The organism is Erwinia sp. MYb416, from assembly GCF_037479575.1.
Classification (GTDB): domain Bacteria; phylum Pseudomonadota; class Gammaproteobacteria; order Enterobacterales; family Enterobacteriaceae; genus Erwinia; species Erwinia rhapontici.
Genome location: NZ_JBBGYT010000438.1, coordinates 1554977 through 1568332, shown reverse-complemented (window position 1 = coordinate 1568332; position 13356 = coordinate 1554977). Strand labels below are relative to the sequence as shown.

General features: G+C 53.7%; 11 protein-coding genes and 1 pseudogene. 5 read left to right on the top strand and 7 right to left on the bottom strand.

Features of this window, described 5'->3' with window-relative positions; all coding sequences use genetic code 11:
- The first annotated feature begins 2 nt into the window (after positions 1 to 2).
- Positions 3 to 1211 carry an MFS transporter gene (locus WH277_RS16895; RefSeq protein ID WP_339506390.1) on the top strand — a complete coding sequence of 403 codons (1209 nt, stop codon included), beginning with the start codon at positions 3 to 5 and terminating at the stop codon, positions 1209 to 1211.
- A gap of 181 nt (positions 1212 to 1392) precedes the next feature.
- Positions 1393 to 2328, top strand: a complete 936-nt coding sequence (tus, locus tag WH277_RS16890) for a DNA replication terminus site-binding protein (RefSeq protein WP_339505985.1) — start codon at positions 1393 to 1395, stop codon at positions 2326 to 2328.
- A gap of 36 nt (positions 2329 to 2364) precedes the next feature.
- Here the strand turns inward: tus and fumC are convergent, their stop codons facing one another.
- Positions 2365 to 3762: a class II fumarate hydratase gene (gene fumC / locus WH277_RS16885; protein ID WP_159337192.1), complete on the bottom strand. Its 1398-nt coding sequence runs from the start codon at positions 3760 to 3762 to the stop codon at positions 2365 to 2367.
- A gap of 199 nt (positions 3763 to 3961) precedes the next feature.
- Between fumC and manA the strand changes: the two genes are divergently transcribed.
- Positions 3962 to 5146 carry a mannose-6-phosphate isomerase gene (gene manA, locus WH277_RS16880; RefSeq protein ID WP_259150559.1) on the top strand — a complete coding sequence of 395 codons (1185 nt, stop codon included), beginning with the start codon at positions 3962 to 3964 and terminating at the stop codon, positions 5144 to 5146.
- Positions 5147 to 5283: 137 nt separating this feature from the next.
- On the top strand, positions 5284 to 6786 hold the full coding sequence (locus WH277_RS16875; protein ID WP_133845152.1) for a YdgA family protein: 1503 nt from the start codon (positions 5284 to 5286) through the stop codon (positions 6784 to 6786).
- 108 nt (positions 6787 to 6894) lie between these two features.
- On the opposite strand, the gene WH277_RS16870 is transcribed toward WH277_RS16875, so the two are convergent.
- The 3 genes from WH277_RS16870 to WH277_RS16860 form a co-directional block, all read right to left on the bottom strand.
- A complete protein-coding gene (locus tag WH277_RS16870; protein WP_133845154.1) occupies positions 6895 to 7302 on the bottom strand; it encodes a hypothetical protein in 408 nt (135 codons plus the stop codon).
- A 61-nt stretch (positions 7303 to 7363) separates the two neighbouring features.
- The gene (locus WH277_RS16865; RefSeq protein WP_339505984.1) at positions 7364 to 7828 is read right to left on the bottom strand and encodes a peptidoglycan recognition protein family protein; all 465 of its coding nucleotides are present in this window, start codon (positions 7826 to 7828) and stop codon (positions 7364 to 7366) included.
- 388 nt (positions 7829 to 8216) lie between these two features.
- Positions 8217 to 9152 (bottom strand): hypothetical protein, encoded by a 936-nt coding sequence (locus tag WH277_RS16860; RefSeq protein WP_339505983.1) that lies wholly within the window; start codon positions 9150 to 9152, stop codon positions 8217 to 8219.
- Between the two features lie 172 nt (positions 9153 to 9324).
- Here WH277_RS16860 and add point away from each other — a divergent pair, with 172 nt between their 5' ends.
- Positions 9325 to 10323: an adenosine deaminase gene (gene add, locus WH277_RS16855; protein WP_200642144.1), complete on the top strand. Its 999-nt coding sequence runs from the start codon at positions 9325 to 9327 to the stop codon at positions 10321 to 10323.
- Between the two features lie 52 nt (positions 10324 to 10375).
- On the opposite strand, the gene WH277_RS16850 is transcribed toward add, so the two are convergent.
- From WH277_RS16850 to araH, 3 genes and pseudogenes are all read right to left on the bottom strand, one after another.
- The gene (locus tag WH277_RS16850; protein ID WP_133845162.1) at positions 10376 to 11416 is read right to left on the bottom strand and encodes an oxidoreductase; all 1041 of its coding nucleotides are present in this window, start codon (positions 11414 to 11416) and stop codon (positions 10376 to 10378) included.
- A 72-nt stretch (positions 11417 to 11488) separates the two neighbouring features.
- Positions 11489 to 12356 (bottom strand): annotated as a pseudogene (gene araC / locus WH277_RS16845) (arabinose operon transcriptional regulator AraC).
- An 11-nt stretch (positions 12357 to 12367) separates the two neighbouring features.
- On the bottom strand, positions 12368 to 13348 hold the full coding sequence (araH, locus tag WH277_RS16840; RefSeq protein WP_133845166.1) for an L-arabinose ABC transporter permease AraH: 981 nt from the start codon (positions 13346 to 13348) through the stop codon (positions 12368 to 12370).
- Positions 13349 to 13356: the final 8 nt, after the last annotated feature.

Genomic DNA, 13356 nt, shown 5'->3' with positions numbered 1-13356 from the left:
CCATCACCGACTCACCTGCTGTCGATAAAAATCTCTATATCAAACGTGGTACTCCTCAATTTATGCGCGTCACGCTGGCGCTATTTTCAGCCGGGCTGGCGACGTTTGCCCTGCTCTATTGCGTACAGCCGATCCTTCCGGTTCTGTCGCAGGAGTTTGGCGTTTCTCCGGCGACCAGCAGCATTTCCCTGTCGATTTCCACCGGGATGCTGGCGCTTGGGCTGCTGGTAACCGGTCCGTTATCCGATGCCATCGGGCGTAAATCGGTGATGGTGACCGCGCTGATGCTGGCCGCAATTTGTACCCTGCTGTCCGCGAGCATGACCAGCTGGCACGGGATTTTACTGATGCGTGCGCTGACCGGCCTGTCGCTGAGCGGTGTTGCGGCCGTGGGGATGACTTACCTGAGTGAAGAAATTCATCCCAGTATGGTGGCGTTTTCAATGGGGTTGTATATAAGCGGGAACTCGATTGGCGGTATGAGCGGCCGTTTACTCAGCGGGGTGATCACCGATTTCAGCAGCTGGCGCATTGCCGTGATGGCCATCGGCTGCTGTGCACTGGCCGCTGCGCTGATGTTCTGGAAAATTCTGCCTGCCTCGCGCCATTTCCGCCCTGCTTCGCTTAAACCGCGTAGTCTGATGATTAACTTCCGGCTGCACTGGCGCGATAACGGTTTGCCGCTGTTGTTTGCCGAAGGTTTTCTGTTGATGGGGGCCTTTGTCACCCTGTTTAACTACATCGGCTACCGTCTGCTTTCGCCGCCTTATTCAATGAATCAGGCGATTGTCGGCCTGCTGTCGGTGGTCTATCTCACGGGGTCATGGAGTTCGCCTAAAGCGGGTGCGATGACGGCAAAATATGGACGCGCACCGGTGCTGCTGTTCTCCACCGCACTGATGCTGAGCGGTCTTCTGATCACTCTCGCCAGCAATATCTGGTTTATTCTGCCAGGTATGATGTTGTTTACCGCCGGATTTTTTGCTGCACATGCCGTTGCCAGCGGCTGGATTGGCCATCGTGCGCGCCGCGCTAAAGGCCAGGCATCATCGCTATACCTGTTCAGTTATTATCTGGGGTCAAGCGTTGCCGGTACGCTCGGCGGTGTGTTCTGGCATCATTTTGGCTGGTACGGAATTACAGCGTTTATTGCTGCCATGCTGGTGCTGGCGTTACTGGTAGGAAGCCGTCTACACGGACGAAAACTCTAACTTCCGGGCACAATGTGTTGTCACAGGCGGACCGAAAAAGAAGGTCCGCCCCTACAAAAAATGAATCCCTCTGATCAATGGCACCATTTTCCCCTGCCCGACGCAAAAAACACCGTTGTTGATGTTCATCTCTGTTTTCGACTGCTATAGTCATTAGTATGTTGTAACTAATGGAGGTGTCATGCGTCATTACGATACTGTTGAGCAGCTTCACCGCTGTGTGGCCGATCTCGAGCAGGAACTGGAGGTATTACAGCAGCAGATCCTGAGTATGCGTCTGCTGACCGCCAGGGTGTTTGAACTGCCAGAGGTGGAAAAAGGTAAGGAGCACGACCCGCTGACGCAGGTTAAGGTTGAGCAGTTGACTGGTCAGGCCGCCCTGCAGCGCTCCCTGACGCATTTTGCGCGTCTGTTTATGCAGCACCAGTCAGAAAAACTGAGCACTAAGGCGGCGGTGCGTCTTCCTGGTGCGGTGTGCCTGGAAGCCGATAATACGCAATCTGCCCTGCTCCACCAGCAGGTCGCCTCAATCAATCAACTGAAACAACGGCTGGAGCAGATTATTACCGTGGAATCGGGCCTGCCGAGCGAGGAGCGGTTCGAGTTTGTCCACCGTCATCTGCGCGGGTTGATTACCCTGAACGCTTACCGTTCGCTGACGCTGCTTGAAGCGCCCGATTCCGTGCGCTTTGGCTGGGCGAATAAGCATATTATTAAAAATATCAGTCCTGATGAGATGCTGGCAACGCTGGAAAAAAGCCTGAAGGCCGGACGTGCCGTGGCCCCCTGGACACGTGAGCAATGGGCAGAACGCGTCCAGGGCGAAATTGAAGCGGTAAAATCACTGCCTGCAGGCGCGGCATTTAAAATTAAACGCCCGGTGAAAGTACAACCGATTGCCCGCGTCTGGAGCAGCAGCGATCGAAAACAAACCCAGCTGGCCTGCCCTTCTCCGCTGCTGGTACTGTGCCCGGACGCCAATAGCGTGCCAAAACTGGGAGAGCTGCTGAATTATGATGCCGCTAACGTGACCCATCGTTACAAACCTGATGCTCAGCCGCTCTATTTACTGATCCCTCGCTTGCATCTTTATACCGATCGTCTGGTGCAGGCATAAAAAAACCAGGTCTAAGACCTGGTTTTTGGCAACAACTTACACCTTCATGCTACCGACCATCTCTTCCGGACGCACCCAGGCATCAAACTCTTCTTCCGTCAAATAACCCAGCTTTAGCGCAGACCCTTTCAAGGTCAGCCCTTCTTTATGCGCTTTCTTGGCAATTTCAGCCGCTTTATCGTAGCCAATATGCGTATTCAGCGCGGTCACCAGCATCAGAGATTCATTCAGCAATTGAGTAATACGATCGCGGTTTGGCTCAATACCGATAGCGCAGTGGTGATTAAAGCTGTCCATCCCATCCGCCAGCAGACGAACAGATTGCAGGAAGTTATGGATCACCATCGGACGGTAAACGTTCAGCTCGAAGTTACCGGATGCGCCACCGATGTTTACCGCCACATCATTGCCCATCACCTGACAACACAGCATGGTCATGGCTTCACACTGCGTCGGGTTCACTTTACCCGGCATGATGGAGCTACCCGGCTCGTTTTCCGGGATAGCGATTTCACCGATTCCACAGCGCGGGCCGGATGATAACCAGCGCACGTCGTTGGCGATTTTCATCAGTGATGCCGCCAGGCCTTTTAGCGCACCATGGGCATGAACCAGCGAATCACAGGTGGCTAAGGCTTCGAACTTGTTCGGCGCGGTGACAAAAGGCTGTTTAGTCAGCTCAGCAAGCTCCTGGGCAACGCGCACGGCATATTCAGGGTGAGTATTCAGCCCGGTACCGACCGCTGTACCACCCAGTGCCAGCTCGGCAACATGTGGAATGCTCTGTTCAATATGCTTCAGGCTGTGGCTTAACATCGCCACCCAACCGGAGATCTCCTGGCCCAGCGTCAGCGGTGTGGCATCCTGCAAGTGAGTACGACCAATTTTGACAATGTCTTTATAAGCTTCAGCTTTTTCATGCAGCGTCTGTTGCAGCACTTTCAGCTCAGGGATCAGGTGTTCCTGCACGGCCACCACCGCCGCCACATGCATCGCGGTTGGGAAGACATCGTTGGAACTCTGGCTCTTGTTCACATCATCATTGGGATGCACAAGGCGTGACATGCCGCGTTCGCCACCGAGGATCTCGCTGGCCCGGTTCGCCAGCACCTCGTTCATATTCATATTGGTTTGTGTACCCGAGCCGGTCTGCCAGATAGCCAGCGGGAACTCACCCTGATGCTTGTCGGCCAGCACTTCATCAGCCGCCTTGATGATCGCGCCCGCGCGGTCATCCGGTAACAGACCGAGGTCATTGTTCACTTTTGCCGCCGCACGCTTAGTCAGCGCCAGCGCATACACCAGTTCAGCAGGCATTTTCTCCGTGGAGATACGGAAATGTTCCAGAGAACGCTGCGTTTGCGCCCCCCAGAGTTTGTCGGCAGGTACATCAATCGGTCCCATTGAGTCTTTTTCAACGCGGTTCGCAGCCATTTCTGTCTCCTTGAGCACAAACATATGAATATTATTGACGCTGATTAGCCGTTTTGCGGTTAAAAAGCGCGGCGGTAGTCTGACATACACCAGGTTACGATTATGCGACTCATTCGCGTTTATTGCATCCCGATTGTCTTTCAGCGGTGCTTTTCTGCTTTAATACATCCAGTAACCAGTGAATGACCAGGGAGATATGATGCAAAAATTAATCAATTCGCTGCAAAATTACGCATGGGGCAGTAAAACCGCGCTCACTGAACTGTATGGGATCGCTAATCCGTCGCAGCAGCCGATGGCCGAATTATGGATGGGAGCCCATCCGAAAAGCCCATCGCACATCGTCGTCGATGGCAAATCTCGCTCGCTACGCGATGTGATCGATGCTGACCCGCCTGCGCAGTTAGGTGCCGGTGTGGCGCAGCGTTTTGGCGAGTTGCCGTTTTTATTTAAAGTGCTGTGCGCTGCACAGCCGCTGTCGATTCAGGTGCATCCGAGTAAAGCGGCGGCCGAAGTTGGCTATGCACGCGAAAACGCCAGCGGCGTTCCGCTGGATGCGGCCACGCGAAACTATAAAGATGCCAATCATAAACCGGAGCTGGTGTACGCGCTGACGCCGTTTAAAGCAATTAACGGCTTCCGTCCGCTGTCTGAAATCGTCTCGCTGCTACAGCCGGTCGCAGGCGCTCATCCGGCCATTGCCCATTTTCTAAATACGCCAGATACCACGTCTCTCGCTTCGCTGTTTGCCAGCCTGCTCTCTATGCAGGATGAAGAGAAATCCCTCGCGCTGGATATCCTGCGCACCACCGTTGCCAGTCAGTCTGTTGAACCCTGGCAGACCATCGCTGAGATCGCTGACGTTTATCCTGATGACAGCGGCCTGTTTGCCCCGCTATTGCTGAACGTCATCACCTTACAGCCGTCTGATGCGATGTTTCTGTTCGCCGAAACACCGCATGCCTACCTGCACGGTGTGGCGCTGGAGGTGATGGCAAATTCAGATAATGTGCTGCGTGCCGGGTTGACGCCGAAATACATCGATGTCCCGGAGTTGCTGGCCAATCTGCGCTTTGATTCCCGTCCAGCAGAGAGTCTGCTGACCACACCCGTGCAGCAGGGAACGATGCTTAACTTCCCGATTCCGGTGGATGATTTCGCCTTTGCCATCCACACGCTGACCGACGATCCGTTAACCGTTAGCCAGCAAAGCGCTGCGATCCTTTTTTGTATTGACGGTGAAGCGCTATTGAACTGTGGTGAACAGATGTTGTCGTTAACAGCAGGCGAATCGGCATGGATTACCGCCAGCGAGTCTCCCCTTACGCTAAGGGGTAGCGGTCGCGTGGCGCGAGTCTATAACGATCTGCCGAATTGCGGCTGACGTCAGCGACCATAATTGCTAAGATTATCTAGGAATTATCAAAAACGCCGTTATGGCGTTTTTTATCGCCAAAGGGTTACCTGCAGGACCTGAACGGGTACGCCCGTCTTCGTGAACAGAAAAGGACGATATTACAGATGAAAAAAACAAAGATTGCCGTGGGTGTAGTGATTGCTCTTGGCGTGGCCTGGACTGCGGGAGCCTGGTTTACTGGCAAGCAGTTGGAAAAAAACATGGACCAGATGGTTCAGCAGGCTAACGCGCAAATCCAGAACACGGCACCGGAAAGCCGGCTGAAGTTGAGCTACCAGGATTTCCAGCGTGGCGTATTCAGCAGCCATGCGCGCTTTGTCTTACAGTCGAGTTCACAAACCGAAGATAACTCTATTCTGAAGCCAGGCCAGAGCATCATTTTCAGTGAAAATATCGATCATGGCCCTTTCCCGCTGGCCCAGCTGAAAAAATTCAACCTGATGCCGAGCATGGCCTCCGTTCATAGTGAACTGGAGAATACCGATGTGGTGAAAAAGCTGTTTGAAATCACCAAAGGTCAGTCCATCGTGCAGGCAGAAACCCGTATCGGCTACGGCGGCAGCACCGATTCAGACATTCGCCTGTTGCCGGCCGATTACAGCAATGCGCAAACCGGTGAGCGCTTTGCCTTCAATGGCGGCACCCTGAAGGTGAGCGCCGATGACAAAGGCGATAAGGTCGACTTTAGCGGTGATATCGACAGCCTGGTGATGACCACCAAAAATGAGCTGGATATGCCGGTGCTGTTTACCGTCAACGGCCTGAAAATTGATGCCAATACCCATCTCAGCCCGGAAGGACTGCGCATTGGCGATCAGACCATCAATCTGAAAAAACTGAGCGCGGCGGTGGAAGGTAAAGAAGCGATGGTGGCTGAAGGACTGAACGGTAAGTCCAGTTTTGACTCCACCAACAACCGCGTTTCCGGTCTGATTGACTACAGTTTAGACAGCCTGAAATTGCAGGGTCAGCCTTTTGGCCAGGGCAAGCTGACGATTAAACTGGATGGCTTCGATGGCAAAGCCGTCAAGACCTTCTCTGAAAACTATAATCGCCAGGTGCAGGCACTGACCAACGATCCAGCGATGCAGGAAAACCCTGAGCTTTATCAGCAGCGCGCCAGTGAACTGCTGACGGCTAACCTGTCGTTGCTGTTGAAGGGCGATCCGTCCATCAGCATTGCGCCATTTAGCTGGAAAAATGACAAAGGGGAAAGCACCTATACCCTGAATGCACAGTTCAAAGATCCGTCTACTGCCACTGCTCCTGTGCAGAATCTGGGTCAGCAAGTGGACAGTGTGTTGAAAACGCTGGATACCAAACTGGCTGTTTCGATGCCAATGGCGACCGAAATGATGACTCACGTCGCCATGGGTGAAGGCTACAAGCAGGAAGATGCGGTGAAACTGGCTGACCAGCAGGTGAAAGGCCTGGCGGCGATGGGCCAGATGTTCAAACTGACCACGCAGCAGGATAATAACATCACCATCAGCCTGCAATATGGCGCCGGTCAGATCACCATGAACGGTGAGAAGATGCCGCTGGAACAGTTCCTCTCCCGCTATATGTTGGGTGGCGGAGCGGTACCGGAAGGTATGCCGCAGTAAGATGTGTTAACCAACGGGCCGCAACAGCGGCCCGTCTGAATTTAACAGCACCTCTTCCCCGAAATCTGGCAGTGTATGCTGGCGCAGATAATCCAGTAAGACGTTTACTTATTCGCTATCCCATCCATTCTTTAAGTTAAGGAAATATTTTTGCTTTACGGTTTTATTCGCCTTGTCCTTAAAATCCACCACCCCATAACCGGTATCGTAAATCCCCCACTCCCCAAAGGATTCATCTTTAAAGGTTACTTTCCCAGTCGCAATGCAGGGAGAATAGTATTCGTGTAGCCAACCCTCGCTAGAATCCGCTTCTTTAGCATTGACAAAGTAGTCCATCAATTGTTCTTTGGTGGGATTCCAGCCTTTACATTCCGTAGTGTAGTTGTAGGGATCTTCCTTAGAAGCCCCCCCATAATGACCGCTTTGTAATATTTCGAGTTGCACTACTTCCCTACCGGCCTGTGCATACAAAGATAATAAGAACATAGCGCTTAGTAAGAGATTTTTTATTCCCATATCGCTGTGCTGGCCTCAGTTTCGTGTTTTGTACCTACATCAGGATGCCTGTAAATCTCAGTCATAGGGACATTGAATTTAGATGTAAGCTCGGCGATCCCACTATTTCAATGCCGATACTGTCAGTGTTGTTCGGAAAGCGATCGGGGAAACGTTTCTCCTTTTCTAAATCTGATATCTTTTTAGGTTTTGTAGAGTTCCAGTGGCCATTATGCAACGTTATTAATGTGGTTTCAGTAGGGTTACATGCTTTCTTTAAAATACATCGGGATTGCATCAATCCAACATGCCATGTCATTTTTAATAGAGAGGCTGTTTGATAGACCGTTCCATCTTTATCAATTAAAAAATGCGCCCCATTCGCGGACGTATTATTATAGCTATTAAATGTACTCTGAGCCGACGTACTGTCAGTTTGATGGACAATAATGCCATTGACGTTATCCAGGTTACCCCGTTCTATCCCTTTAAATATTTTCCTTTCAATTCGGACGTCAAAAATATAACCGTCTTCATCTACGTACATAGTGTATTCCTTTACATGATGTTAAATTGCAGCAGTCCTTTTCATATTATAAACCATCACTCTCCTATTTTATTACGTGTCCGATTAGGGTTCGGTAATAAAGGTTGATACTGTACCAGTCGTATGAGACTGCGTCAGTAGTGATTTTCCTGGAATACAATAAATCCGTCTTTACTGTCCGCTGGACGATCCACTTACGGACGGACTCAGCGTGAGTCCAGCGGGCACGGTATATCAGAAAGTCCGAAAACTGTTGCCCCGACTCGGCGTTTCGCAACAAAATATGCTGGGTAGTTATGCCATACCAGAAGGTATGCCGCAGTAAGATGTGTAAACCACCGGGCCGCAACCGCGGCCCGTTGGCTTTATAGACTGGAAGGATCAGAATTTAACAGCACCTCTTCCCCGAAATCTGGCAGTGTATGCTGGCGCAGATAATCCGCAAAGGAGTACTCGCCGACTGGTCAAGCGTCGCCGACACCAGCGCCCCTTTGCGATACTGCACTTCTGTGGTGCTTTCCGCCTTATCATCAATCTGCGTGTAGAAATAATTCTGCGCGTTTCTGTCCGCGGTCAGCGCGAGTTGCAGCCCGGAGGTCAGCGCTTTATGGTCGTAGTGACTGTTTAGCGCCGTAAAGGCATCCTTGAACATGGTCATCAGCGTACTGTTACCCTCACCCCGGCTTTGCGCCCGGTCGAACTGCTTCAGATACTGGCTCAGCGCCCGCTGCTGCTGACTCTCATTACCCAGGATCGCCCGCTTACTCATATCCACGCTGATATCTACGGTGCCGAGGGTGCCGGTGGATTTTACCGAACGCGTGTTAGTGTCAGCATGAAAAGCCAGCGTCAGCTTATTTTCGCCTGTCACTTTCGCCTGCAGATCGACTGACGTCAGTACTGCACTGTTAAATCTGGTCAAGCCGCTCAGGTCAAGACGCGGTGGCTGACCTGTCAGCCCTTCCATCGCCTTCTTAAAACCGTCCGACAGCTTCTCAAGCGCGCTGCGTTCAGCTTCACTCAAGGTTCCCTTGTTCACTTTGATCTGAACACCCGACCCGTCACTGGCCTGGGTCAGTTCAACCTCTGCGCCACTGGCGGTTTTTACGCTCAGAGTCCCCTGATTGTCGGTTTGCGTCGCAGCTGTTGAAACACGTGGCAGAGAATAAACGGGGGGCGCGGCCGCAGACTGGCCGAGAGACACCGTGGTTGAGGAGAGGGGCGGCGTTTGTAACGTGTCTACCGCCGCAGCGGTAGTGGCCAGTTTCGTTGCGCCCGGCAACGTGTTCACTGACAGGTTTCCAACAGAAGAAATAACAGTCATTGCGTTCAGTCCCTTGGTCTTACGCCGTAGCGTCACAGTAAATGTGGTACTTCTGATGCTATTTTCGGCAAAAAAACTAAAACCTTTAACCTGATGCGCAATTAACTGGCGCTGTTGCGCAATAAGTTTTTATAATGCTCCGCACTTTATTAAAAAAACAGAGAGTGCCGATATGATCGATTCCCAGCTTCCCCTCACCGACATTCACCGCCACCTTGACGGCAATATTCGCGCACAAACCATCCTCGATTTAGGCCGTGAGTTTAATCTGACGCTGCCTGCCAGCACGCTGGAAACCCTGCGCCCGCATGTGCAGGTGATTGAAACCGAGCCTGACCTGGTGAGTTTCCTCAATAAGCTGGACTGGGGCGTAAAAGTGCTGGGCTCTCTGGATGCCTGCCGCCGTGTGGCGCTGGAAAACGTGCAGGATGCGGCACGTGCCGGTATTCATTATGCTGAACTGCGCTTCTCCCCGGGCTATATGGCAATGACCCACAACCTGCCGATTGCGGGTGTGGTTGAAGCCGTTATCGACGGGATTAAAGCGGGTTGCAGCGCAAATAATATTGATGTGCGTCTGATTGGCATTATGAGCCGTACCTTTGGTGAAGAAGCCTGTCTGGATGAGCTGAACGGCCTGCTGGCACACCGTGACAGCATTACCGCACTGGATCTTGCCGGAGATGAGCTTGGCTTCCCTGGCAGCCAGTTCCTCAGCCACTTTACGCGCGCCCGCGATGCCGGACTGCGCATTACCGTCCACGCAGGGGAAGCCGCAGGGCCGGAAAGCATCTGGCAGGCGATTCGTGAGTTGGGGGCAGAACGTATTGGTCACGGCGTGAAAGCGGTGGAAGACCCGGCACTGATGGACTTTATGGTAAAACACAGCATTGGTGTGGAATCCTGCCTGACCTCCAATATTCAGACCAGCACCGTGGCTTCACTCGCCCGTCATCCGCTGAAAACGTTCCTGGAGCACGGCATCCTGGCCACGATCAATACGGATGACCCGGCAGTCCAGGGGATTGAGATTGGTCACGAGTACCATGTGGCAGCCCCGGCAGCCGGTTTGAGCCAGGCACAAATGCGTACGGCGCAGGAGAACGGATTGAAGATTGCATTCCTCAGCGATGCTGAGAAAGCAGCGGTTCGCGCTCGCGTTGCAGCGTAACTCTAACAAGGGCGGGTCATGACCCGCCCCTACCGGGGCATCAGCCCGTCTGCTATTTCAGTGACATCGTCTGGCGTTTCTCAGCCGATTGCAGGCCAAGCTCGATCAGTTCCATCACCTGAATCGCCTCTTCCGCTTTCACCGGATTTTCACCTGTGCCGTTCACCGCATCACGGATCGCTGCATAGTACGCCGGATAGTTACCGGGAATGGTCAGCAGCGCTTTCTCTATCATCACATCCCCATCCGCCAGCGTCAGTACGCCGTCACGCATATCGTAGCCCCAGTCTTCCTGCGGCGGACGTGCACCGGACTTCAGGCTGTCTTCCTGCGGATCGAGGCCAAATTTGACATAGCTGCCTTTGGTGCCATGCACCAGATAACGCGCAGATTCGGCGGCCACCAGTAAACTGCCGTGCAGCACCACGCGGCGCTGTGGATAGATCAGCGTGGCGTGGAAATAGTCGGTCGTCACTGAACCCGCACGCAACTCGGCGGTATCAACATTAATCGCCACCGGGGAACCGAACAGCTGTAATGCCTGGTCGATAAGATGTGGACCCAAATCGTACCAGATACCGCTGCCCGGCACCTGCTGCTCACGCCAGCGCTGCTGTACCTGAGGGCGGAAACGGTCAAAGTGTGACTCGAAATAACGCACGTCCCCCAGCGTCCCTTCAGCCAGCAATGCTTTCACCGTCAGGAAATCACTGTCCCAGCGGCGGTTATGGAACACCGACAGCAACAGGCCTTTGGCCTTCGCCAGCGCATCCAGCTCCCGCGCCTGTGACAACGTCACGGTAAACGGTTTATCCACCACCACATGCTTACCCGCGGTGAGCGCGGCTTTGGCTAACGGGAAGTGGGTTTCATTGGGGGTAGGAATGACGATCAGGTGCAGGGTGGGATCGTCAAACAGCATCTGGGGATCGGACACAACCTGTACCGACGGCCAGTCGGCCTGGACTTTGGTCGCATTGCTGCTGGAAATGGCGGCCAGTTCCATTTCTGATGTGCCGGCAATCAGCGGTGCATGGAAGGTTTTACTGGCAAAGCCGTAGCCGACCAGGCCAACTCGAATCTTGTCACTCATATTAATCCCTCTCGTGGTTACCCGTTGATTTAAGACGATCAACTCACTAACCACAAGAAGGATTTGGCTGAATTACGCCTCCTGGGCACGTCGGGGTAAATGCCAGGTTTCCTGAGCAACCAGCGCATCATGGGCGTCCAGGCTGCGGCGACGGAAGTCGCTGGGGCTGACACCCGCCCGCTTGCGGAACACGCGCGAGAAATAGAGCTGGTCGTCATAGCCCACTTCACGGCCAATGCTGGCTATCGGCTCCTGAGTGGTCTGCAACAGCAGTTTGGCCCGGATCACCCGCTGGTCTTCACGCCAGCGCAGCAGATTCACGCCCATTTGCTCACGGAACAGATGCGCCAGCCGTGACGGTGACAGACAGACATGTTTGGCCACCTCTTCGATTTTCACCTCTGCGGCCAGGTTGTTGGTCACATACTGGCAGGCTTCTACCACACGCGCATCGCGCACCTGCTGCTGGCTGCGCGGATCTTCCTGTACCGCCCGCAACAGCAAACGCTCCAGCAGGTTCATTGCCAGCTCTTCTGCAAACGGACGCCCGGAGTTATGGGTATGTTCGATATTGGCAAACAGACGGTCAAACTCACCGCGTAATGACTCCGGCAGCCGCAGTCGCCCCACGCCCTGCGCCTCATCCTGCCACTCCAGCCAGTCGCTCCAGTAGGCGCGCGGACGAAAATAAACCCAGCGGTGATACCAGCAATCGCTGTCCGGGAGGCGTCCGTAATAATGCGGTGTTTTAGGCTGAAACAGCAGCAGGTCACCGGGTTCACAATCGAAGGCCGCTTCACCGTCAAACACCCGCCCGCGCCCTTTGATGGTCAGGTTGAGAATGTAGCCTTTCATGCCGTGGGGACGGTGCCCAGGCGCTAAACGGATAGCCGGGAAGTAACGGGTTGGATTGCGCCACGGGCGCCAGACGATGATACATAACGCCTCCTGTCAGACCGCTTTCGCTTTTTGTTTGTAACGGTCGAAAATCACCGCTGCTAACAATATCAGACCACGTACCACGTACTGTGAGAAAGGCGATATATTGAGTAAATTCATCGCATTTTCCACCGTTCCGAGGATCAGGACCCCGGCCACCACATAAGAAATTTTACCAATACCGCCCTTCAGGGAGACGCCGCCGAGCACACAGGCTGAGATAACAATCAGTTCATAACCCAGCGAGGTCATCGGCTGGCCGCTGGTCATACGCGATGCCAGGATGATCCCTGCCGCTGCCGACACCAGGCCGGAAAGAATAAAGATGATGATACGGGTGCGTACCACCGGCACACCGGCCAGACGGGCGGCTTCTTCATTGCCACCAATCGCCAGCGTGTTGCGCCCAAAGGTGGTTTTGTTCAGCAGGAAAGCAAACAATACCAGGGTAATAATGGTCAGCCATACCGGGGCTGGAACGCCCAGCCAGCTGGCATAACCCAGGGCGAAGAAGCGCTCGTCTTCGATACCCACGGCTTTACCGTCGGAGAAGATATACGCCAGCCCGCGCACGATCTGCATCGTGGCCAGCGTGGTGATCAAGGCGTTGATTTTCAGTTTGGCAATCACGAAACCGTTCACAAAGCCGCAGGCTACGCCGAGTAACAGCCCGGCAATCACCCCGATCCACAGGCTTTCGGTCATGTTGATGACCACCGCGCAGACGACACCGGCACAGGCAATCACCGAGGCCACCGACAGGTCAAAGTCGCCGGACGCCAGGCAGAACAGCATACCGCAGGCCACCATGCCGGACATCGACATCGCCAGCCCTAAGCCTTTCATATTGATAAGGGAACCAAAATTCGGCACAAACACCATGCAGGCAATAAACAGCGCGGCAAACACCACCAGCATGCCGAAGTTGTCCCACACACGGCTCAGACTGAAGCGCGATGGGGCAGCGGGTGTAACAGATGAGGTCGTTGACATAGGTTTCT

What these genes read in the sequence shown, in the direction of transcription:
- WH277_RS16865 (WP_339505984.1), bottom strand. Translation starts at nt 7,828, where the DNA reads ATGTACGTAGATGAAGACGGTTATATTTTTGACGTCCGAATTGAAAGG.
- WH277_RS16875 (WP_133845152.1), top strand. Translation starts at nt 5,284, where the DNA reads ATGAAAAAAACAAAGATTGCCGTGGGTGTAGTGATTGCTCTTGGCGTG.
- add (WP_200642144.1), top strand. Translation starts at nt 9,325, where the DNA reads ATGATCGATTCCCAGCTTCCCCTCACCGACATTCACCGCCACCTTGAC.
- araH (WP_133845166.1), bottom strand. Translation starts at nt 13,348, where the DNA reads ATGTCAACGACCTCATCTGTTACACCCGCTGCCCCATCGCGCTTCAGT.
- WH277_RS16870 (WP_133845154.1), bottom strand. Translation starts at nt 7,302, where the DNA reads ATGGGAATAAAAAATCTCTTACTAAGCGCTATGTTCTTATTATCTTTG.
- tus (WP_339505985.1), top strand. Translation starts at nt 1,393, where the DNA reads ATGCGTCATTACGATACTGTTGAGCAGCTTCACCGCTGTGTGGCCGAT.
- fumC (WP_159337192.1), bottom strand. Translation starts at nt 3,762, where the DNA reads ATGGCTGCGAACCGCGTTGAAAAAGACTCAATGGGACCGATTGATGTA.
- manA (WP_259150559.1), top strand. Translation starts at nt 3,962, where the DNA reads ATGCAAAAATTAATCAATTCGCTGCAAAATTACGCATGGGGCAGTAAA.
- WH277_RS16850 (WP_133845162.1), bottom strand. Translation starts at nt 11,416, where the DNA reads ATGAGTGACAAGATTCGAGTTGGCCTGGTCGGCTACGGCTTTGCCAGT.
- WH277_RS16860 (WP_339505983.1), bottom strand. Translation starts at nt 9,152, where the DNA reads ATGACTGTTATTTCTTCTGTTGGAAACCTGTCAGTGAACACGTTGCCG.